Origin of the sequence: Alloscardovia theropitheci, from assembly GCF_004332295.1 — a bacterium.
Lineage (GTDB): Bacteria > Actinomycetota > Actinomycetes > Actinomycetales > Bifidobacteriaceae > Alloscardovia > Alloscardovia theropitheci.
On record NZ_RXLP01000019.1, the window covers coordinates 102,281 to 125,184 of the forward strand.

The window sequence follows — 22,904 nt, forward strand, 5'->3', positions numbered from 1 at the left end:
AAAGAACATATCATGATTAAAACTCTCCCATCGAGTACGACATCACAGATCTCATCTGAGCTCGCCAAGGCGCACACCGAACGTGGCGAAGCATCGCAAGGGCGTGTCTTGACGTTACTTGTCAAGACAACTGAAAAAGAACTCGAAGAGGTGCTCGCCAACGCCATCTACGCCAGCCAGGAACACCCAAGCCGCATTATCGCAATAGTCACTGATCGAGCCGAAGCTCCAGATATGGAGACTCTGCCTTCTGTAGCGGTCGGAACTGTGGCTCCACTTGACGCCGAAATCCGCCTTGGCTCCGACGGCGGGGCTGGCGAAGTCATCGTCTTGCGACCTTCCGAGGGGTTGTTGAGGCATTTGGATACGTTGGTTATTCCTCTGCTTGTGCCTGATGCGCCTGTAGTCGCATGGTGGAGCAACCTCGTACCTGCTTCCCCATCGACATCGCTATTAGGCCGTATGGCTCGAAGCCGCATCACCGATGCACAGAATACCGATAGCCCAATGGATACTTTCTTAGCATTGCGCGAGCATCATACTATCGAAGAAACCGATTTGTCATGGACACGTTTGACCGTATGGCGCGGACTGCTCGCAGCTCTTATCGACGAGCCACCACACAGTGCTATTAAGTCAGTTACTGTACGAGGAAGCAATCACGCTTTGTCCGTAGATTTGCTCGCCGCATGGCTTGCCTGGGCATTGAACGTACCAGTTGAAATTGAAATTGATGAAAACGTATCTGCTGTACGCGGAGTGGTTTTCCATCGTGAAGATGGCGATTCAATTATTGAGCGCCCAAGTGATGCATCTTCTGACTTATTCATCACTAAGCCAGGTCAGCACAAGCAGACAATTTCCGTCCCTCACCGCACATTGGGCGATTGCATGACTGAAGAATTGCGCCGTTTGGATCCTGATGAGATCTATAATGCAGTTCTTACTGAAGGTTGGGATATGATTAGCCACAACCATTGGAATAAGTAACGAGGTTTTACGATGACTACTCAGTTTGATGACCCACGTACAGTTCTTCTCTATCCTGATGAGAAGATGCTCGTCAATGTTGTGGCTACACGAATGCTTCTTCGCATTTCCGATTTACTACAGTTGCAAGATCGCGTTGATATCGCGCTCACGGGCGGCACCGATGGCATCGCCGTTCTTGAAGCCGCATCGCATAATCCGCTACAGGACGCAATTGATTTCTCACGCGTGCATTTCTGGTGGGGCGATGAACGATTCGTTCAAGCAGATGATGCCGATCGAAATGCGCTTCAAGCTCGTCAGGCATGGCTTGATACTTTAGTGAAAAATGGCAAACTGCCAGAAAGCAATATTCACGAAATGCCAGCTGATACACGCACTCGTGATGATGCCGATAATGCTAGCGATGCTACAAATGATGATATTCTCGCTGAAGCTGCTCGCAGCTATCAAAGTGAATTAGAGTACGAAATCGGCACTGAGGGTTCTCTTGATATCGCGCTTTTCGGTGTGGGCCCTGATGGTCATTTCGCTTCGCTCTTCCCAGGCCGCGATGAAGTGCTTATCTCTGATGACTCCATTAAAGCTGTTGGCGTTTCTCATTCGCCGAAGATGCCACCATTGCGTGTCAGCTTGACTGTTCCATTTATTCAGCAGAGCGAATCCGTATGGGTATTTGCTGCAGGAGAGCGAAAAGCCGATGCTGTTTCTCGCGCTCTTGGCTCAGCAGATAACCACCATGTACCAAGCTCATATGCACGAGGCACTCAAGAATCATTATGGATGATTGATGAAGCTGCAGCTAGCAATATTGATGATACTGAAGAAGCTGCATAGCGGAAATTAGTATTTCGTTCACGACATTCATACATCGCATAAGTCGCTTTCTCAATACTCGTACCACCACAAGTACGAAGTTGAGGAAGCGACTTTTGTATATACCATCAAACTTGTTATCTTCTCATAAGAGAAATATACAAACTTTAGTACAATGCAATCGTTCGCAATAACATATATCCATTGATTTCAGTAATTATTTCGCCATATCCTGAAATTATACATTAGTAATTGCAAACGCTAGCATAAAGTGGTATTGTAAATACGTTAAGCGAGAGAACTCGTGTAAGTCTCCTACCTAAGTCTTAAAATTGAGAGTGAGACGGAGAGAAAGGAATCAACGATGATTGCTCAGTGGAAAAAAGCCACTGCAACCATTTCGGCATGCGTTATGCTCGTTGCCGGCCTTGCCGCATGCGGGTCAAGTAACGCAAATTCCGAAAATATGACGTTGACAGTATGGGCATCTCAGGAAGACCAAGCAAATAGTGATTCCTGGTTGCAAAAAATGGAACAGGAATTCCAGAAAAAGCATCCTGAATATAATATTACGTGGAATAATCAGGTCGTTGCATCAGCAGATGCAGCAACCATCGCTAAACAGGATCCAACAGTTGCTGCGGATGTATACACATTCGCGAGCGATCAGCTTGGCACACTTGTTCAAGCCGATGCAGTAGGTCAGTTGAGCGATGATGCAATGGCTCAGCTCGATAAGCAAACTGCCGGGAATAAAACGATGAAGGATAGCGTTACCGCTACTGACGGCAATGTTTATGGCATGCCACTGGCTGGTAACACATGGTTCATGTACTACCGTAAGAGCAAGTTCACCGAGCAAGATCTCACATCACTCGACGCTATGCTTGCTAAAGGCAAAGTATCCTTCCCTATGACCAATTCATGGTATCTTGCATCCTTCTACCTCGGCGCTGGTGGAACACTCTTTGGGCCTAACGGCACTGACGCGAAGTCTGGCGTACAGTTTGGCGGAGAAACCGGTGCTGCAGTTACCAATTATCTTGTCGATTTGCGTGCAAATAAGAACTTCGTTAATGATGTCAATGGTTCTGGTCTAGCCGGTTTGAAGTCTGGCAAGACGGACGTCGTCTTTACCGGAAACTGGGATGCGGCAACAGTTCGCGAGAATCTCGGAGATGACTGGGGAGTTGCACAACTTCCAAGCTTTAATCTCAATGGAAAGCAAGTTCAGATGCGTGCTTTTGCAGGTTCTACCGTCTACGGATGGAATCCATACACTAAGCATCCAGTCGCAGCTGACCAATTTGCTGCATTCTTAACGAGCACATATTCCCAGCGACAGCATTACATCATGCGTTCAGTTATCCCATCTGATGTAGAACTCGCTACAGATAAAGAAGTCAGCAAGGATCCTGTAGCTCAAGCTCAGATGGACACCATCGCTCAAACTTCTGTAGTTCAGCCATCAATCCCAGAAATGAATAACTTCTGGTCGCCATGCGAGAACTTCGGTAAGTCTATCTACAACAAAGAAGTCAATCATTCCAATGCAGCTGATCTTACCGAGCGTTGGATGGCCACATACAAGAGCTTAATGTAGGAAGGGTGAGGAGAATTTAATATGGAAGCTAAAGTTTCTCGCCGTTCACGCGGCATCCGCCGTAAAGCGGATTATATTCCACCATCTCGCTACACATTACGTGCGGCAGCAGCTCAAGGCGATATCTTTACTCGTCTGTCATTCCTTATCCTCGGATTAGGGAACATGGCTCGCAAACAAATCGTTAAGGGTCTAATTTTCCTTGCGGTTGAGATTGCATATATCGTATATATGGTTCTAGCTGGCGGCCCGGCTTTGAACATGCTGATGTTACTTGGTTGGCGTACACAAACACGTCAAAAGATTGACGGGTATTGGCATTATGATGCGGGCGATAATTCTGTGCTTCTGATGGTTGCTGGGATTAGCGCAGTGTTCCTCACTATCATATTCATTATCTTCTGGTCTTATGCCGTACGCAGTGCGTACAAGGCTCAAGTTCTAGAGCAGGAGGAAGGACGCGCACCGCACTTTGCTCAAGACGTGCGCATGCTGACAAACGATAATGCTCAGGTAGCTCTTATGGCTTTGCCAGTAGCAGGTATTCTAGCATTTACCGTTTTGCCAACGGTTATCATGATGTGCATCGCATTTACGAATTACGATTCTGATCATGTCCTTCTGTTTGACTGGGTTGGTTTCCAAAATTTCGGACAGCTTTTTGCTGATACAGGCGCTGTAACTGCGAACCAATTCGTTAGCGTTCTTATCTGGACATTGGTCTGGGCATTCTTTGCTACATTCCTGAACTTCTTCTTCGGTATGTTCATTGCAATGGTTATCAACCGCCGCACGACTCGCCTGAAGAACTTCTGGCGTGCAGTATTCTCTTTGTCTATTGCAGTTCCACAGTTCGTATCATTGCTAGTAATTAATCAGATGCTTCAGCCAGATGGAGCGGTCAATCGTCTCTTGGAATCATGGGGTTGGATTAGCGGACCGCTGCCATTCTTCACTGATGCCACATGGGCTCGCGTAACCGTTATTATCGTCAATTTGTGGGTCGGTATTCCATTTACGATTATGCAAATTACTGGTATCTTGCAAAATCTTCCGGCTGAACAGTACGAAGCTGCACGCCTCGACGGCGCAAACTGGTGGCAGACATTTACGCAAATTACCATGCCATACCTCATCTTCGTATTAACGCCATATCTCATTACAACCTTCACAGGAAACGTTAATAACTTCAACGTTATCTACCTCTTGTCGGGCGGAAACCCAACTCCAGTAGGTGACACAGCAGGCCAGACTGATTTGCTCATTACCTGGCTCTATAAGTTCACTGTTGATCGTGGAGATTACAACCTCGGTGCTGTGATTGGTATTTTCACCTTTATCACACTCGCTATCGTGTCGTTAATCACTTACCGTAACAGTGCTTCATATAAGGACGAAGGAGGATTCAGATGAGCAACAATCAGACCACAACTGCAGAGGCAATGCAAGCTATGGAAATCGCTGAAGGCGGCCACATTCCATTTTGGCACAACCAGCGCGCTCGCCGTATACTCGGCGATGTATTGAGCTATGTACTCCTTGGCGTGCTTGCGATTATTTGGATTATTCCAATTGTGTGGGTATTCCTTGAAAGCTTTAATAAGAACACTGGTCCTTATAATGAGACTTTCTTCCCAACCGAATACACCTTCGATAATTATGTCAAGTTGTTTACGGATACCCATATCCTCAACTTCCCAAGCATGTTCATGCGTACATTGGTAATTTCCATTATCGTATGCATTATTAGTACTTTCTTCGTACTATGCGTAGCTTTCTGCATGAGCCGTTTACGCTTCCGCTTCCGTAAGTCCTTTATGAACATCGTTCTCGTGCTTGGTATGTTCCCTGGCATCATGTCCGTTGTCGTTATCTACTTCATTTTGAAGTCATTAGGACTTACTCAGGGCATCGGAGTGACAATCGCTTTGATCCTCGTCTACTCAGCAGGTGCGGGTGCAGGCTTCTACGTTATGAAGGGATACATGGATACAATCCCTCTCTCCCTTGATGAAGCTGCTTATCTCGATGGCTGCACACGTTGGCAAGTATTTACCAAGATCATAATCCCAATTTGTAAGCCAATGCTTGTATTCCAAGCTCTAACTTCCTTCCTGGGACCATGGCTCGACTTCGTCATGGCTCGTGCAATCGCTCGTACTCAAGATAATTACACCGTGGCATTGGGCTTGTACCAGATGCTCACTCGCGAATATCTCAACGATTGGTTCGCGCGATTTGCAGCAGCTGCTGTAATTATCTCGATTCCAATTGCTGTGCTGTTCATCGTTATGCAGCGCTTCTATCAGGAATCTATGTCAGGTGCTGTTAAGGGCTAACAGGATTCTTTTCCAAGAGATCTTCTAACCGCAAATTAGGGATATGCCGAATCATCATGATTAGGCATATCCCACTTTTATGCACTTTATGCGCTTCATGCGCTTTTATAATTCGTCTTCTATAATGTGATATATTCGTTTACTTTTAAAGGACATGACATGTCAACTTCACCTAGCCATCGTGTACGCGGTCTATCTCATTTACGCCTGAAAATTATCGCAACTGTACTATTCGCGTTCTCTCTTCTCAGTGGCGTAATTATCAACTCAGGGATTAACATTCAATCTTCCTCCGCCACAGATATGACAAATCTGACGACGGCAGTTCTTTTTGAAGCGATTTCATGGACTGCGATTCCTCTGTACGCGTGGCTACTGGTTGAAGGATATAAGCATACTCACAATCGATGGCTCTACGGCATACGTTTATTTATTCTTGCTCTTGTGTGCGAACTTCCGTATGACAAAGTTACGACCGGTCACTGGGTTGATTGGAATTCGCAAAATCCTGTTTTTGCTATGGTTATTGCTCTTGCTGCTCTCGCTCTCATCGATTATTACGCAGCTGAAGGTTCGCGCATGCGATGGCTCGTAATTACCATAATTGCACTCTTCGGCTTACTGTGGATGATTATCGGACATATTGGAGTGCGCCAACGCATTATGCAGAGCGGAATTTTACTGTTCCTTCTTGTCCTCATTTTCCATCTCCTCGATAAACGCGAAAATACTATGATGATGACCGCCGCAATTCTTGGTGCTTGCTTCTTCATTACACCGGCTCTCGGTGTCGCCGTACTCCATTATCACAATGACACCTTAGGATACGATGCTCACAAATCCCCATGGATACAATGGGCATTTTACGCGTTCTATCCTCTTCTCCTTCTCGTCTCTACTATAATTTAACTAAATAAGGATTTTTCAATTCAAGGGATGAATTGAAAAACTGGACTATGCAACGGACTATGCAACTGGACAATACGTAAACAGACTGAAAGCGAAGCTGCCATGAATACTTCTATGCCGCCTACGGATGAGGACTTTCCTCTCACACCTGTCCAACAATCCAAACGTAAACTGCAAAAAATTTACACAGGCTTTTGGCTAGTAGGTCTTGCATTAGAAACACCTCTTGTTTTCCCTATCTTAACTAGTCTCATCTTTATTTTTATTTCGAGACTAGCTCCCGGGATTGCACGACCAAAGATACTTGATACAATTTATCAGTTACTTTATAGCGAGTACACTCTTTTTATCCTCCCCATAGGTGGAATTCTTTGCACAATAATCAGCGCAATTCTATGGATGCATGCTTCTACGACTTATTCGCATGTTTCGTTACCACAGCCGCAAAATACGGACACAGCTATTCTCACTATGATGCGTGCTGTATTAGGAATTATATCTGTCGTATGGTTTGTTATTAGCTGCTTTGCCGTTGTTGTTATCATAATTATGTTGATAGTGATGTCCGGCACGCACGGTTAAACCCCATAATTTCTATACCGTATCAAGGATGATGCACAATGACTCAGTGGCAGATTGATTGGACGTTGAACAAGAAAAAATTCAGCATACTCGTTCTTCTTACCATTACCCTCGCTATCCTCATGACCGCGGATGCTTTACTACTCCAAGCAATTATCAGCGCGGTGCAGAACGCTCAGTGGAAAAACTTCTGGATACTCACATGCGTAATTATTATTTATCTTCCCGCACGGACGATTGTTTATTATGTACGCCAAGCGCGCGCTGAAGAATATTCGAATTTGCTGACACGGTCTCTACGTGAAAGACTTTTTGCTACGCTTAGTGACATCTCACTTTCCCAATTTTCTGCACAGAATCCTGATTCTTATCTCACAAACCTCACCGTTCACATTGATTCCATAAAAAGCAATATTATTGATGTCGTTTTACGCGGCTTTTATTTATGCTGCTTACTGATAAGTGCCGTAACTATTTCACTTTTTATTAATCCAATTCTTGGGATTGTAGCGATAGTATTATCAGTTCCGCTCGCTCTTTCGCCAATCATTTCCAAAAAGATCGTGGAATGTGCACGTGCAAAGCTCGTCCACAGCACAAACCGTCTATCAGTTTCTATTGCTGACTTACTTCATGGTCTTGTTGATTGGCGTAGTTATCACGCACAAGCATCCATCAATCGACAATTTTCATCTTTGAATGATGATTGGCTACAAGCAGCCAATCATGATGCTCGCGTACAAAAAAGTATAGAATCTATAAACAATATGCTCAGCCATACTCTCTATTTTGGCATTTGGATAGTCGGCGGCATATTAATCTTCCATTCGCAAATCTCTCTGGCGCAGATTGTAGCTTTTGCATCATTGTCGTGGAGCATATCTGAGCCACTATTCTACGCCTCAGGATTATTTGCACTCTATCACGCCGGGCAAGAAACCATAAGACAAGTCTCTTCTCTTTTTGCGTTTTCAGACGATACGCAGCATTCAACAACTAGCGAATCTTCTTCATCACACATTGTTATCGATCCTCATACCAAATATCTCATGATTGGTAAAAGCGGAGCAGGTAAATCAACGCTTGCCAAGGAACTCTTGGGCATCTCGAACCGGGGAAAGTATGACATCACGACTCTTTCTGATGGCTTACTTACTAATCAAGCTACTCATATCGGATACATCTCCCAATCGAGTCATATCTTCCACGCGTCAATTCGCGACAATATTACCTTATTCGATGATTCATTATCCGATGCAGATGTCCTTCGCGCATGTGAGAAAGCGCATATCCTTGAGTGGGTCAACGCTCGTGGAATTGACTATGAACTTGATAATGATTTAACAAAACTTTCCGGCGGGGAAAAGCAGCGCATCCTTCTCGCTCGTTTCTTCATCCACAACCCTCAATTTGGCATTCTCGACGAAATAACGGCAGGACTTGACATCGCAACCGTCACTCAAGTCGAAAGAACTCTATCCCAAGAATTAGAAGGATATATTTATATCTCTCATCGTCTCGATTCGGGAATTCTTCATTTCGTCGACCAGGTCATAGTCGTCGATAATTTACGAATTGTCGCTATCGATACGCCTGAGAAAGTTCGCCCGTATATCAGTGAGTTGAATGAGCAACAGATTTCTGCTTAACAATTATTACTTTTGCTTTTTGTTTATTGCTCTTTGCTACTTCTAGTAAGCTTCTTATCAATCCATCCCAATAGCAATTCAAGAAGCAATCCCAGTAGAACAACCACAGCTAAAGATATAAAAACTCTGCCATAGCCAAGCTCGTTGACATTAACAAATCCATATGGATAGTAGTGGGTAAAAGCTCCATAGATAAGCATCCACGCAGCCCATAAGGCCGGAATGATAAGAGTGCGTGCCATTGAGCGAGCGCGCCCATCTCCAGCATAGAACCCTCGCGGTCCCCACGCTCCCCAAATCGCCCACGTCGTCACAGGCACAACCACATGCTGCCACGGTGACGTCAGCAAAGCCAAGCCACTAAGCTGTATGTACGGCAAAATTGCAGTCAGAAATACGATGGACGTTACCGTTATCATCACCAGCGATGTATCTACCAGCGCTACACGCCATCGAGTTCTCACCAAAGAAAGCGCAAGCATGGTGAAAGCGAGGGCCACCATGATGTTAGAGATCATCGTAAAATAGCTTAATCCTTCGATAAAGCGCTGACCTGCTCCTGCCCAGCCGTGTATCGAATGCCCATATAATCCTGGCCACTTGCCCGATTCACGAGGGTAGATATCAAGCACGTTTCCGACATTTGTCACAATCACACCAAACCACGCGACTACTGCACCTATCCACATAGCATACTTCACTTCTGTATCTTGGCGGCGTGGCCCAAATTCGAAATGCTGCATTACTTCCCCCTCATTCTTGTTGTCTTTTTCTTGTTGTCTTTCTGACGACCATTCTTACTATCTCTTACTCTCGTTCTTGCTATCATTCTTTCTAGCTTTTCGTTATCCGCTCATTGCTTCGTGTCATACGATTAGCTAGCTTATCGTTTACCGTGCCTATTCCATATGAGAGTCTGCATATCTTCCGAGTCGCGCGCACATACCCTTTCACACGATTCAGGCTTTAACGCGCGCATTCGAACATGTCCTCGTATATTCAACTTTCCCGCGCATTCGTGCGTGACGTCGCAAGCTCATGCTTTACCGCGCACCCTTTGCGCATAACACCATATTTGCGTGTGCCCTCGTACATCCATACTTTCCCCATCACCCTCTTGCACATTCACCCTTTCGCTCATTCGCACATATCGTCGTACATCTGCATAGAAATCTCCGCGCATTCGCATATATCACCACCCGTAGCACCCCGTAAACTGCCTATGCCATTACACATATTCATACCGCTTATAACTAATACCTATAATGACCCTCCGTGTTTCGCGAGTAAACAGTTCTATATTGGTGTTCATTATCACACACGACGGTTCGTGGAGTACATCAGACGAAGAGACATATAAGGAGAAACTGATGGGGAATAAGAAATATGGAAGTAAGAAAATTGCTGGCGCGCTACTCGCGATAACGGCTTTAGTATCGCTTGCACTTGCAGGGTGTGGTCGTAGTTCAGCACAATCAAGTGACGATAAAACAATTACCGTGGCAGCAAGCCCGACTCCTCATGCTCAAATCTTAGAGAAAGCAGTCAAGCCATTACTCGAAAAGGAAGGCTATAAGCTTGTTGTCAAAGAGTTTACAGATTACGTACAGCCAAATACTGCTACTGAAGAAGGTGCAGTAGATGCTAATTACTTCCAGCACAAGCCATATCTCGACAACTTTAATAAGGAAAAAGGAACACATTTAGTTTCAGTAGAAGGTGTGCATTTCGAGCCTTTCGGTCTTTACCCTGGTAAGACGAAATCTCTGGATGCTTTACAGGACGGCGCTACCGTAGCAGTTCCTAATGATGCCACGAACGAAGCTCGTGCTCTTTTGCTTTTACAATCTGCAGGTCTTATCGAACTCAAGGATCCAACCGATATTAACGCTACACCAAAGGATATTACGTCCAATCCTAAGAATTTGCAATTCAAAGAGCTTGAGGCCGCAGCAGTACCACAAGCTGTTCCAGATGTTGATATTGCAGCCCTAAACGGTAACTACGCAATTCAGGCAAACTTCGACCCTACAAAAGATACTCTTGCAACTGAAAAGGCAGGAGACATCGTAGCTAAAACATATGAGAATATTCTCGTAGTTAAGGATGGCAATCAGAATTCCGCTAAAATCAAGGCTCTTGCCACCGCATTGAATTCATCTGAAGTTCGTGACTACATTAACAACAACTTCAAGGGTGCTGTAGTACCGGTATTCTAAGCTTCCAAGGCTAGCTTTGTACTGTTAAGGCTAGCCGGAGGAGATTCACACATTGCCATAGAGAAGTAGATATCTTCTCTATGGCTCGCCCTTTTATCCTTCTCCCTCCCCGTTCTCGTTCATTTTTATTCTTTTCCTTATTGAGGTTGACCATTCATGATTCAACTTGAAAATTTACACAAGAGCTATGGAACCGGCTCGACTGAGCATGAAGTGCTTCACGATATTAATTTGACTATTGAGTCAGGTGAAGTTTTTGGCATTTTGGGCTCATCCGGAGCTGGAAAATCGACACTCGTGCGATGTATTAATTTACTCGAACAACCTACATCTGGACGCGTACTTATCAATGGTTTCGATGTTACGAATGTTCAAGGTCGTCAGCTTGCCTCTCTTCGCTCTCAAGTGGGAATGATTTTCCAAAATTTTAGTCTATTCCAACAACGTACAGTACTTAAAAATGTTACTTTTGCTTTAGAAATCGCAGGAGTCGCAGCCCCCAAACGCATTGAACGCGCACGCTATCTCCTCAATCTTGTGGGACTGGAAGGATTTGAAAACCGTTATCCTTCTCAGTTATCTGGAGGACAGCAGCAGCGTGTAGCTATCGCCCGTGCTCTTGCTAATAACCCTTCCATACTGTTATGTGATGAGGCAACGAGTGCACTCGACTCCACAACAACTGCTTCAATACTTGATTTACTTCATCGTATTAATCAAGAGCTTGGCGTAACGCTCATTATCATTACGCATTCATTATCTGTAGCAAGAAATATTTGTGACCGTATCGCAATGATTGATAATGGTCGCATCGTCGAAATTGGCGATACTGAAGAACTTCTGAGCCATCCGCACAGTGATATTCTCAAAACTCTTGTGCATAATGCAACGATTGAGAATCATCGGCATAAGGATATTTCTTCCCACGATAGCGTGATTAGACAGGACAAATTGGCAATCGAGGATAGCTTGATAAGAGAGGCGCAGTAAAATGTTTGCTACATTGTCAGAATTTTTTGCAGAATACGGCGAACTGCTCTTTGATGGAACAATCGATACTCTCATCATGACTACTGTTTCTACCATTCTTGCTTATGTCATCGGTCTGCCTTTTGGCGTGCTACTCGTCATTTCTGCAAAAAATGGTATTCATCCTAACCCTGTTATCCATACAATTTTAGGCGGGATCGTCAATATCGTACGTTCTGTACCATTCATTATTCTTTTGGTTGCACTCATTCCGCTTACTCGTTTTATCGTCGGGACATCACTTGGCATTCCAGGCGCTATCGTTCCCCTTGTTATTACTGCTGCCCCGTTTGTTGCTCGTGTGGTTGAGCAGTCTCTATCGGAAGTTGACGGTAGCCTTATCGAAGCCGCCCAGAGTTTCGGCTCAAGTACTATCGATATCATTTTCAAAGTACTGCTCGTAGAAAGTTTGCCATCTCTTGTTCGTGGAGTCTCTTTAACGTTCATCACCCTATTTGGATTCTCAGCAATGGCTGGAACGGTTGCTGCAGGTGGACTTGGAGACATCGCAATTCGTTACGGCTATCAGCGTTATCAGTATGACGTTATGATCGCAGCTGTTATCTTATGCATTATCATCGTGCAAATTGCACAAGTGCTCGGGGATATAATCGCGAAAGCTATCGACCATCAAGAAAAGTAATATCATTATCTTTCGCGATTTTAGTATGCGGAAAATGGTGACAATCGCAGTAGTGGTGTGACGGTAGGACCATGTGGAGTAATGTTCGTGGTTGCGTTCAGGATTAGATATGCAGTAATACGATGCTGAGTTTGCTGTCGCATTATTTGCGGCTGTACCACATCACAATAATATTTATCCATTACCTTTTGAACACTGTCAGCAAGCTGCGTATCAGTATCCATAGCATGTTGGATGCCCTGTTGAATTTTCTCTTGGAGACGCTCACTTTTCTGGTTCACTGCTGTTGTAGCCGATTTAAATACCTCGTATGCGTGATCTAACCGAGCTAAAGCTTGCTTATTGGTAAGTCCACGTTGATAAAGCTCATGGTTAATACTATCGGGATTCAGTACATTCAGGTTTGTTGTCATCGTTGTAATGGCTAACGCAAGTTTACTTTGAAGAAGCTGAACAGCGTCATCATGAATCGTATTAATATCATTTTCTAGCGTGCTAGTATCAGAAACGAAAGCGTCCATGCAATACTGCGATTGAATATAATCTAAGACGAATCGACCTGCCCGAGTATTAGCCATTGAAGGATATGTCTTACGATAATACGCTAATACGTTTTTCATCTCATTCATATCAGGTGGGGCGAGAGGAAGACTTCCGTCCTTTTGCCATTGATATCCTCCCCACAAATGCTGCGACACTTTATCGAGACCCAAGTCTTTAGAATACACATCACGAACGTGACCGACAGCAGCCATACGGTTGGCATATCCCAAAGATACGATATCTTTGCGATCAATATAGTTATGAATCTTATTCTTCATCTTTAACGCTTGAGATCGCTCACTCTGGCTAAGCAACGAGTAGATATTTGGACCCTCATATGCGTACACACTTTTAATCTGATTCGAATGAGTCGAGGTAACAGCGGCATACTGGGCACACATCGATCCTAACGAATGCCCATACACATCAAAACTCGCATTCGGGTATTTCGCCATGGTAGTGTTCAAAGCTTTTGATGCAGCCTCCAACTGAGGAGTAGGGCCAGTACCACCAAAAATAATCTTGCTGGCTAACGATGCATCATTGCCACCCCAATCCTTCCACGCATCTGGGAGATGATTCACACTATCAGGAGCTTGAGAACCCTGAAACAGTACCGAATAATGATTCTCATCCGTCTTGACCACATACATCTTCAAGCCAGTAGACTTATCATCCACCACATCAACAAGAGTGCCTAAAACCTTATTTCTATGCGGTCCATACTTAACTACATGATTGCGTTTAGCATCGTAGACTGTATAGTCGTCATATTCAACATTTGCTATATTCATTCGATCATACTCGGTTATATTAGTACTCATATTTACTAATCTCCTAAGGCACCCAGCTCACGATACATTTCAGCGGCTTTCCCAGATATCCCTTGCTCGAAAGCGATAAGATTATCGTTACCTGGTTCTTGCTCGATAATGACATGTAATTCCATTTCTGGATCATTATTAAGCACAATTCGCACCATGATTCCGCCCATGGGATTATGCTCAATCGTATCCGACTTAATACGATATGATTTGATTCTTCCTTTATCCGTTAAAGCATTAGGATCCGCACGATGTAGCATATCCTCGATGAGTTTTCTGCCCTCGCTACCCATAACAACCGAATACATGTACTGCTTCTCAACCATCTGAGGAACCATAACAACCCCTACAACCGACACCACAACCGCAATAATAATAAAAACTATTCGATACTTTCGTATAAAAGCACCAACACGCATAAACGGCTCAAGATTAATCGTTCGCATATTCAACCCCTAACCATTGATAACCGAATCCAACTGTTTAACCCACGCATCCACATCATCGCGAATAACCTCAGAAGCCTCACCTTCTATAGCGGCATCAATACTACGTTCATGTGAACGAAGACTAGTAACTGCATCTTGCATGCGCTTTGACAAATCTTTATTCAACTGATTCACTACGCTATCAATCATTTGTTCAATATCAGTTAAATAAACCTGTTCAAGGAGCTGATGCTGCTGCTCAAAGAATTCAGCAGACTCGCCTTTATCATCCATTAAACTCGCATCAAGCACTGACCTGTTCATACGGATCATCATCAATCCTCCTGAGTATTCAAAAATTTACGATACTCGTACGAAAGCCGATCTCCTTCATCATCAAGAGATTTCAATAACTCCCGCGCATGAGCATGAACCCGATAATTAGCCTCATCAGTAATCAACGATATGGTACGTAACCCGTCACTATCCGCAGATCCAAACTGTTGGTGAAAACTCACAGCCGCCTGACCTGCCTCTAACAACAAAACCTCCACGCGCTTTTGTTCCACCATCACCCTGTCACGGGCATCATCTAACGCAGCGCACTGCCTATGAAACTCATCCGTCACCTCATCAGAAAGCATACTTATCACCCTACTCCTGTTCCGTGCAAGCATCAAATTACCATATAAGCAATAAGCCTATTAGGACATATTCTGAGCATTTCTCTCTATTTGCCACTAGGACTTATCTTTCACAAATCATGCGAATGGCCATATCAGAATTATTATTAAACTCAATTTCAAACAGCATCTCGAAACTCTTCATCTGATTCGCCCCATCTCGCATATTTATATCAGCACTATATGTGTGATTTTATTGAAAAGAAATCTCCCCCCCTATCTTTCATTGCTTTTAGGGCTAAAATTTTTAATAATCTGATTTTCCTTATTCTGATTACTTCGATGACGAAACTTATTTTTACTGATTAAGGACAATGAACAGGAGGTTTCACCCGTGTCCCGTAAAACAACATACCAGCGTGCGCTCATCGTCTTCTGCGCACTTTTCGTTCTACTTGCCATATTAGGGCTAATGCTCGCGGGCTTGGCAACAATTGAAGACGAATTTGCAAAGGAACCACGATACATGTGGATTCATACTCCTATCATGTGTCTTCTCGCCCTTTTCCCTATACCAGTCACAGTATGGACGGTTCTGACAACATACCATTTTTCATTTGGATATACCAAGCTCAGCACAGAAAGGCTACTTACGTATCTGCGAGTGAGTTTCTGGCTTGCTATAGCTCAAGCGATTATTGGTTTCTCGATTCCGTTCACCGTATCCACATTCCTTGGGGAAGGCAATCCTCCTATGCTTATCGCATGGGTTACAGTAACTATGGTTCCGTTCTTTATCGCATGCTTCATTGCATTGCTTAAACAGAAAATTATTGATGTAATGAAAGAAAGCTGACCGATATAAGAAGATTCCTACATTCCTACTGCAATGACTCTGTTAGTCATATAAACCATGATGGCTTGTAACGTATATATCGTTACAAGCCATCATCTATATTCATGCGCTTAAACTACGCAAACGAAATTTTTCGTTTTATTTACTCTTCGATCTCGCTGCGGTCACCACTCCACAAAGTGTGGAAAGTGCCTGGCATATCAACGCGACCGTAGGTATGCGCACCGAAGAAGTCACGCTGTCCTTGGATGAGAGCAGCTGGCAAGCGGTCAGAGCGCAAACCATCATAGTATGACAATGAGCTAGAGAATGCAGGAACTGGAATACCTACACGAGCAGCAGTAGATACAACTTCACGCCATGCATCCTGAGCATTTTCTACAGCAGCCTTGAAGTAAGCATCTTGGAGCAATGATTCAAACTTTTCACCGGAATCGAATGCATCAGAAATACGGTTCAAGAACTTTGCACGAATAATGCAGCCACCACGCCAAATGCGAGCCACAGCGCCGAGATCAATATTCCAATCGTACTTCGCTGCACCTGCACGAATCTCATCGAAGCCTTGTGCATAAGCGACAATCTTAGAAGCGTACAATGCTTGGCGTACAGCTTCTACAAAAGCTGCCTTATCTTCGACATTAATCTTTCCATCAGGACCTGCAAGAGGCTTAGACTTTACTTCTTCACGCTGAGCTTCCATGGAAGAAAGTCCACGAGCAAATACTGCTTCTGCGATGCCTGTTACTGGTACAGCAAGGTCAAGAGCAGTCTGAACTGTCCATGTGCCTGTGCCCTTCATGCCCGCATGATCGACGACTACGTCCACGAATGGCTTTCCTGTCTTTGCATCAACGTGGTGAAGAACTTCGGCAGTAATTTCCACGAGATAAGAGTCAAGATCGCCCTTATTCCACTCATCAAAGGTATTAGCGATTTCTTCAGCGCTCATACCAAGACCGCGACGGAGCAAATCATAAGATTCGCCAATAAGTTGCATATCTGCGTACTCGATACCATTGTGAACCATCTTCACAAAGTGACCTGCGCCATCATGACCGATATGGGTTACGCATGGTTCGCCTTCTGCTACTGCAGCAATAGATTCAAGGATAGGCCCAAGAGTCTTCCATGATTCATCAGTACCACCAGGCATCATAGAAGGACCATTCAAAGCGCCTTCTTCGCCACCGGAGATACCGCAGCCTACATAGTGCAGACCGCGAGCACGAATTTCCTTTTCACGACGAATAGTGTCTGGGAAGTAGGAGTTTCCACCGTCAACGATGATATCTCCTGGTTCCATTGCATCTGCAAGAGCTTCAATCATCGCATCTGTTGGAGCGCCAGCCTTCACCATAATAATTGCGGTACGAGGCTTTGCGAGACTGGATACAAATTCTTCAATAGTCTTAGCTGGAATGAATTTGCCTTCATCACCGTGCTCGTTCATCAAAGTTTCTGTACGACCGTAAGAGCGGTTATATACTGCTACAGTATTTCCATGGTGTGCAAGATTACGAGCCAAATTTGAGCCCATAACTGCAAGACCTACTACGCCAATATTTGCTTGTGCTTCTGCCATTTTTCTACGCTTTCTGTTTCTAAATGGGACTAATACCAAGTCTATCTATGCCACTAGATTGTTCGCTTCACGAAAAGCGCAATAATTTACGAGGAACAAAACTACTCAAAGAAATAGCAGTTCCTTTTCTCATGTCATTAGTCTTGGAAAATACTAGAATTCTCACTATCTCCTGGAATATCCTCGCCAGTATAGTCAGCATGTAGAAATTCTCGCCAAAACTCAAGCGATTTTCCATAAGGGAGAGCTTGAGCGCCACGTGATTGAATCTGCACTTTCGTTTCTTGAACGTCCAGTGCCCTTATTCCGCTGAGCTCATTAGTTAACCGACTCAGTTCATCAGGATTAGTAAAGAGATTAACTACGATATCGGTTAATAATCGCGCTCGGTCAATTGGCAAAGAATCCCAATGCCGCATTTCAATAAAGTTTTTTAAACGTACATCAGTGAAATGAGTAGAAATAATATGGTTAATTTCATACTCATTCAATTCACGATCAGGATACACATCTGCGGCATTTTCAAAGCTTGCTGTCCATACTCCTTGGCGCTGTGCATCTGGTGTATGGGTTGTATCAGCAGCCATCAGGGGAGTTGCGAGAGCATCTATAGCCGCTCTTTCAAAGCTATAATCCTCATCGTATAGTCCTGTATTAATTCCCGTACGCCCTGTGCCAATGGATTCCCACATATGCTGACGAAGAAGAGGCAATTCGTTTAGTTTTCCCTCAAAGAATGGCGTATTTCTAAAGAAATAACCTAATATCGGACCAACTGCTACTGCTAAACGCATTTTGTTAATGGCATCAGCTTCACTTGAGAAGTCGAAACTCACCTGCGTGGATGCTGATCCGCGCATCATATTCCATCCATACCCAGACAGTCGTCCAAAGAATTCATTCATTGCAGCGTATCGATGCTTTGGAATAATACGAATATCGCGCGCCGAGCTGACAGGCGTATAGCCATAATTAATTAAACGAATTGAATGCTTTGCAAGTATTGGATCTATATCAGCGCGAAATTGGGCATATAAATCATTAAGTTCTTCTGGACTTTTCATAATTCCCAAAGAACATTCCACTTGCCCACCCGGCTCAAGCGAAATCGCAATTTTTCCTCGTCCAAGGCCAAGAAGTGCGGTACCATCACGATATTCCATTGAAGAATCATATAAAGGCGCTAAATCGTTAAGAACATCGCGGATTCCATGCGGCTCATCATATGTCACAGATGCATTCGTTCCATAACGAACAGGGATGTGCTCAATTTCTACGCCTATTCCATACTTCTCACGTGGCACACAGCCGGATTCATAAAAACGAACAAGTGACTGCACATGCTTATCGTTCACGTGCTGATCTTGATGAAAGTATGAGAAATCATTATGCATGTGACTGCACCAATCTGTATAGCAACGCGCGTTTACACAATACAGTAGGTTACACGCGTTTTCCTATATATCTTTATGTATTTTATAACTAGCTAGGGAATCTCACAGCACATTATTCTCACAAACTACACGTGCTATGCAAGTGGGCGGATTTCATACTCGCCAGTCGCGCTATCTGCGATGAGTATATGATTCTTAGGAAGTTCCTTCCAGCCATCTTCAATTTTTTGATCAAACCCAGAAGAAGCTACTACAACACCACCAGAAATTTTCTTATACCGAATAACACGATAATCTTTCGCCTTATCTGCCTGACCATACTTGTCATATACAGCAGTCACACGATCAGATAAATAATCATGCCCAGTAGCATTAACGCACACGAGCTTTTCTTGAGTTTGAACGAGGCAATTATAGGATGAATCCTTATATTGTTCACGCAAAGTTGCAATAGCATTTTCAGCAGCTTGTGCGATATCCAAACCTTTATCTACGAAATGCAAGATATGCGCGAAGAAAATTGCAGAATCGGATTTTCCGCCAGTTTTAGCGACTTCATAATCTGATACAAGCACGTCGTCATCGTGAACGAGATTGACGCCATCTTGAGAAGAAATATCACCATTATGAGCAAAGCTGATGCCATCTGCGGTAAATGGCTGCTGATTTTCTGGAATTAATGGCAGATTTGATGATGCAAGACGTAAATGGAAAATCGCACTTCGTGCAGGAGTTGAAGCCAGAGATTCAAAATTGTGATCAAGAAAAGCGGGCTCAGTTGTGCGATAAATATTTTCGAATACTTCAGGGCTAGGTGCGCCACCATCATCCACATGTGCTTCACGATGGGTCGTGTTAATTCCATCAACTCCCCACCCATCGTTATGTATACGTGAGATTTCTTTAAACTCATCAAGCTGCTGTGAGCCAATTGCATCACGAAGAGTGATGTCGTTATTTGTTGAAAGGTATCCCAGTAATCTGCACATACGTATAAGTTAACCGCATAAGCATTTTTACACGCCTATGCGGTTATTACGATTACTTATAGCTCCTTATAGTGCCATAACTGAGTAGGAAATTTTGCTATAAAGTCAAATGCTTATTCGGCTTTAGCTTCAGATTCCTTTTCAGTTTTTGAATTTTCGCTGTCCGAATTTTCACTGCCCGAATTCTCATGGTCAGAATTATCATGGTCAGAATTGTCATGGTCAGAATTGTCATCTGACGTCGAACTCTTATGCACCTTTTCTAGTTTTTCGCGGTTCTCAGCATCTACAGACTGTGCTGCACTTATATCTACAGGAATGCCCGCTTGAGCTGCCTTCTTTGCGAGAACTGCTTCCAAAGTAATTGGCTTTTTCGTCTTACGCAGATTGACGCGACGAAGAGGAGCAATTGGCGATGTCGTTACGAACAATGGCTGAACTTCAATGAGCGGATTATACGTCGATAATCCAAACCATTTAATTGGTGACCCCGCAGCCTTACGAATCGCATATTTCATACGCAACGCTAAAGCACCTGAGGTCGTAATCTTCGACTCTGGCATGAGCTCCTTATGGATAAGCACATAACGAATCGAGCCGATTTCTGGATCTTCATCCACCTTAGGATAAATGCTTGTCTGAGGCTGAAGAGTGCCATCATCAATTAATTCATGCATAATTTGATGAAGATACGTAGCCACATTCTGGCTGACTTTGAATCCTAAACGAATTCGTACACGGAAGAGGAACTGTGTACCAAAATTCTCAACCGAGTATTCACGCGTATACGGATCATCTGTAACGAATACAGATACAGCCCACCATGCACGAGCACGTTTTTGATGATCGCCGAAAATTGAGTAAAAGATATCTGTATCGAGTCGGCGAAGCTCTGTATCCGATGTCAAATACACTACGTTATCGGCATATAGAGGGATATTTTTATCGTTGTGCAAAACGTTTAATGCTGGCAAGAAGTCTTCAGGAGCCATGTGGCGGCGCTGGCTACGCTCCACTTTAGTACCTGTATCCCATGTGTACATAATTGCAAAAATAGCAATCGTAATCAGCGTAGTAAACCAACCACCAGTCATAAACTTTGACATCGATGAGATGAAGAACATGATTTGGATGGCTAAGAAGATAATTGTGAAGATGACGGCAAGGAAACGCCTCTTTTTGCCCCACCAGATATAGGCAGCAAGCAGTATCGTCGTCGTAATCATCGTTACGGTAAGAGCGAGACCATAGGCTGCAGTGATGCGTTCCGAATCTTGGAAGATAAACAGTACGGCAAGTGTAGCGACCATCAATACCCAGTTCACAACTGGAATATAAAGCTGACCTCGAGTACGACTTGGATAGCGTACTTGCAGATGAGGCATCCAATTTAGACCAGTTGCTTCCGAAACCATGGTATAAGCACCAGTAATCAGAGCTTGCGATGCGATCACACCTGCAACTACGGATAGGAGAACAGCTACATAACGTACGGTTTCCGGCATCATTTGGAAGAATGGATTAAGATTTTCCACTTTTTCCATCACCGGATTGAGCTGATTTTGGATAATCCATTGTCCCTGGCCAAAATAATTCAGCATCAAGCACACTTTAATATATGGCCAAGTAGCGTAAATATTTCCACGTCCCACATGACCCATATCCGAGTACAACGCTTCCGCACCGGTAGTTGCCAAGAATACTGTACCCATGATGGCGATGCTGGCACGATTATGAGGTGAGAAAAGAAACTCAATTCCATACACTGGATTAAGTGCTTCAAAAATTGTCCAATCAGTTCCGATAGCCATCACACCTGTAACTGCAAGGAATGTAAACCAGATAAAGACTACAAGACCAAAGACTTTACCGATGCTTTCTGTACCGCGCGATTGGATAAGGAATAAAATGACAATAATAATTGTCGTAATGACAAGTGTTAATGATTGATTTTCGGTAAACAGACCTTTCAAAGGAGCGAGGGTACGCAAACCTTCTACTGCAGAAGAAATGGAGACAGCAGGAGTAAGAACAGAATCGGCCAGGAATGCAGCCCCGCCGACCATAGCTGGAATCCACAACCATTTTGCATAGCGCTTAACCAAGGAATAAAGCGCGAAGATACCACCTTCACCTTTATTATCAATGCGCATAGCAATAAATACGTATTTGACAGTTGTGATGAGCGTAACTGACCAGAACAACAAACTGAGCATACCTAGTACTGCATTGCGATCTGCATACTGGATGCCTCCTTGACCAGCCACAAATGACTGTGCCAAGTACAGTGGGGACGTACCGATATCACCGTAAACCACGCCGAGCGCGACGACCATCATCGCGATAGAAATTTTATCTTGCGATGTCTGTAGTTTTCTCCACCAGCGTCCAAGAGGCGTATGACTCTTCTTGTTCTGAAGCTCAGCGGTACGCTTAGCCTCCTCTTGGGCAAGTCGCTTCGCCTCTATTTCTTCTTCTGATACTGCTCTCTTATCAATCTTCGGAGCTTTCGTGATACCTTCAGGAGGAAGAATCGCACCTGTCTGCGCAAGGTCAAGAGCAAGCAGGTCAGTAGCTGTTGTAACCCGCTTATCGGTCTTTTGACCATCATCAGCAGTATCTTCATGCAAAGATTCAGTACTACGTCCTGCCTCGTGTTCTTGAGAATCAGCAGCATTCTCCTCGGCGCGAGCATTGTCCTCGTGCTCTTTATGCTGAGGCTCGGTTTGTGCAGCAGTATCTTGTGCGAGTGAAGCAAGACCTGAGTCTTGACCGTTTTCGCCGTTAATTTCAGACACCATATAAATCTCCACCTGTTTCCAGGATTTCTTTCTTCTCAATCTCATGTGCCATTTTAGTGGCATACCCTAACTAGTCTTAATA

At 44.1% G+C, this 22,904-nt stretch carries 21 protein-coding genes; 12 read left to right on the plus strand and 9 right to left on the minus strand.

What is annotated here, in order from left to right:
- Positions 1–12: 12 nt before the first annotated feature.
- From EJ419_RS03945 to EJ419_RS03980, 8 genes are all read left to right on the plus strand, one after another.
- Positions 13–990 (plus strand): glucose-6-phosphate dehydrogenase assembly protein OpcA, encoded by a 978-nt coding sequence (locus EJ419_RS03945; protein ID WP_131283819.1) that lies wholly within the window; start codon positions 13–15, stop codon positions 988–990.
- 12 nt (positions 991–1,002) lie between these two features.
- Entirely contained in the window at positions 1,003–1,827 is an 825-nt protein-coding gene (pgl, locus tag EJ419_RS03950; RefSeq protein ID WP_131283821.1) for a 6-phosphogluconolactonase, read from the plus strand.
- A 343-nt stretch (positions 1,828–2,170) separates the two neighbouring features.
- Positions 2,171–3,409 carry an extracellular solute-binding protein gene (locus EJ419_RS03955; RefSeq protein WP_131283823.1) on the plus strand — a complete coding sequence of 413 codons (1,239 nt, stop codon included), beginning with the start codon at positions 2,171–2,173 and terminating at the stop codon, positions 3,407–3,409.
- 21 nt (positions 3,410–3,430) lie between these two features.
- Positions 3,431–4,822 carry a carbohydrate ABC transporter permease gene (locus EJ419_RS03960; protein WP_131283825.1) on the plus strand — a complete coding sequence of 464 codons (1,392 nt, stop codon included), beginning with the start codon at positions 3,431–3,433 and terminating at the stop codon, positions 4,820–4,822.
- 29 nt (positions 4,823–4,851) lie between these two features.
- Positions 4,852–5,748 (plus strand): sugar ABC transporter permease, encoded by an 897-nt coding sequence (locus EJ419_RS03965; RefSeq protein WP_240680340.1) that lies wholly within the window; start codon positions 4,852–4,854, stop codon positions 5,746–5,748.
- Between the two features lie 159 nt (positions 5,749–5,907).
- Entirely contained in the window at positions 5,908–6,657 is a 750-nt protein-coding gene (locus EJ419_RS03970; RefSeq protein ID WP_131283829.1) for a TraX family protein, read from the plus strand.
- A gap of 102 nt (positions 6,658–6,759) precedes the next feature.
- On the plus strand, positions 6,760–7,239 hold the full coding sequence (locus EJ419_RS03975) for a hypothetical protein (protein WP_131283831.1): 480 nt from the start codon (positions 6,760–6,762) through the stop codon (positions 7,237–7,239).
- A gap of 38 nt (positions 7,240–7,277) precedes the next feature.
- Entirely contained in the window at positions 7,278–8,888 is a 1,611-nt protein-coding gene (locus tag EJ419_RS03980; protein ID WP_131283833.1) for an ATP-binding cassette domain-containing protein, read from the plus strand.
- Positions 8,889–8,911: 23 nt separating this feature from the next.
- Here EJ419_RS03980 and EJ419_RS03985 read toward each other — a convergent pair whose 3' ends face one another.
- The gene (locus EJ419_RS03985) at positions 8,912–9,631 is read right to left on the minus strand and encodes a Pr6Pr family membrane protein (protein ID WP_131283835.1); all 720 of its coding nucleotides are present in this window, start codon (positions 9,629–9,631) and stop codon (positions 8,912–8,914) included.
- A gap of 627 nt (positions 9,632–10,258) precedes the next feature.
- On the opposite strand from EJ419_RS03985, the gene EJ419_RS03990 reads away from it, so the two are divergent.
- From EJ419_RS03990 to EJ419_RS04000, 3 genes are all read left to right on the plus strand, one after another.
- Positions 10,259–11,107 (plus strand): MetQ/NlpA family ABC transporter substrate-binding protein, encoded by an 849-nt coding sequence (locus EJ419_RS03990; RefSeq protein ID WP_131283837.1) that lies wholly within the window; start codon positions 10,259–10,261, stop codon positions 11,105–11,107.
- Positions 11,108–11,263: 156 nt separating this feature from the next.
- Positions 11,264–12,097: a methionine ABC transporter ATP-binding protein gene (locus tag EJ419_RS03995; RefSeq protein WP_131283839.1), complete on the plus strand. Its 834-nt coding sequence runs from the start codon at positions 11,264–11,266 to the stop codon at positions 12,095–12,097.
- A gap of 1 nt (position 12,098) precedes the next feature.
- Positions 12,099–12,779: a methionine ABC transporter permease gene (locus tag EJ419_RS04000; RefSeq protein WP_131283841.1), complete on the plus strand. Its 681-nt coding sequence runs from the start codon at positions 12,099–12,101 to the stop codon at positions 12,777–12,779.
- A gap of 20 nt (positions 12,780–12,799) precedes the next feature.
- Here EJ419_RS04000 and EJ419_RS04005 read toward each other — a convergent pair whose 3' ends face one another.
- The 4 genes from EJ419_RS04005 to EJ419_RS04020 are packed head-to-tail and all read right to left on the minus strand — an operon-like array spanning position 12,800 to position 15,218.
- A complete protein-coding gene (locus EJ419_RS04005) occupies positions 12,800–14,146 on the minus strand; it encodes a lipase family protein (protein WP_131283843.1) in 1,347 nt (448 codons plus the stop codon).
- Positions 14,147–14,151: 5 nt separating this feature from the next.
- The gene (locus tag EJ419_RS04010) at positions 14,152–14,592 is read right to left on the minus strand and encodes a DUF1310 family protein (RefSeq protein WP_131283845.1); all 441 of its coding nucleotides are present in this window, start codon (positions 14,590–14,592) and stop codon (positions 14,152–14,154) included.
- Between the two features lie 9 nt (positions 14,593–14,601).
- Positions 14,602–14,898, minus strand: a complete 297-nt coding sequence (locus EJ419_RS04015; protein ID WP_165496227.1) for a hypothetical protein — start codon at positions 14,896–14,898, stop codon at positions 14,602–14,604.
- Positions 14,899–14,909: 11 nt separating this feature from the next.
- Positions 14,910–15,218: a hypothetical protein gene (locus EJ419_RS04020; protein ID WP_131283848.1), complete on the minus strand. Its 309-nt coding sequence runs from the start codon at positions 15,216–15,218 to the stop codon at positions 14,910–14,912.
- A gap of 373 nt (positions 15,219–15,591) precedes the next feature.
- Here EJ419_RS04020 and EJ419_RS04025 point away from each other — a divergent pair, with 373 nt between their 5' ends.
- Positions 15,592–16,053 (plus strand): hypothetical protein, encoded by a 462-nt coding sequence (locus EJ419_RS04025; protein ID WP_131283850.1) that lies wholly within the window; start codon positions 15,592–15,594, stop codon positions 16,051–16,053.
- A gap of 142 nt (positions 16,054–16,195) precedes the next feature.
- Here the strand turns inward: EJ419_RS04025 and gndA are convergent, their stop codons facing one another.
- The 4 genes from gndA to EJ419_RS04045 all read right to left on the minus strand — a co-directional run bounded on the left by gndA (position 16,196) and on the right by EJ419_RS04045 (position 22,822).
- On the minus strand, positions 16,196–17,638 hold the full coding sequence (gene gndA, locus EJ419_RS04030; RefSeq protein WP_131283852.1) for an NADP-dependent phosphogluconate dehydrogenase: 1,443 nt from the start codon (positions 17,636–17,638) through the stop codon (positions 16,196–16,198).
- 137 nt (positions 17,639–17,775) lie between these two features.
- Positions 17,776–19,032: a glutamate-cysteine ligase family protein gene (locus EJ419_RS04035; protein WP_131283854.1), complete on the minus strand. Its 1,257-nt coding sequence runs from the start codon at positions 19,030–19,032 to the stop codon at positions 17,776–17,778.
- A 134-nt stretch (positions 19,033–19,166) separates the two neighbouring features.
- Entirely contained in the window at positions 19,167–20,021 is an 855-nt protein-coding gene (locus EJ419_RS04040; RefSeq protein ID WP_131283856.1) for a class II glutamine amidotransferase, read from the minus strand.
- A 113-nt stretch (positions 20,022–20,134) separates the two neighbouring features.
- Entirely contained in the window at positions 20,135–22,822 is a 2,688-nt protein-coding gene (locus tag EJ419_RS04045; RefSeq protein ID WP_240680330.1) for a KUP/HAK/KT family potassium transporter, read from the minus strand.
- Positions 22,823–22,904 lie beyond the last annotated feature (82 nt).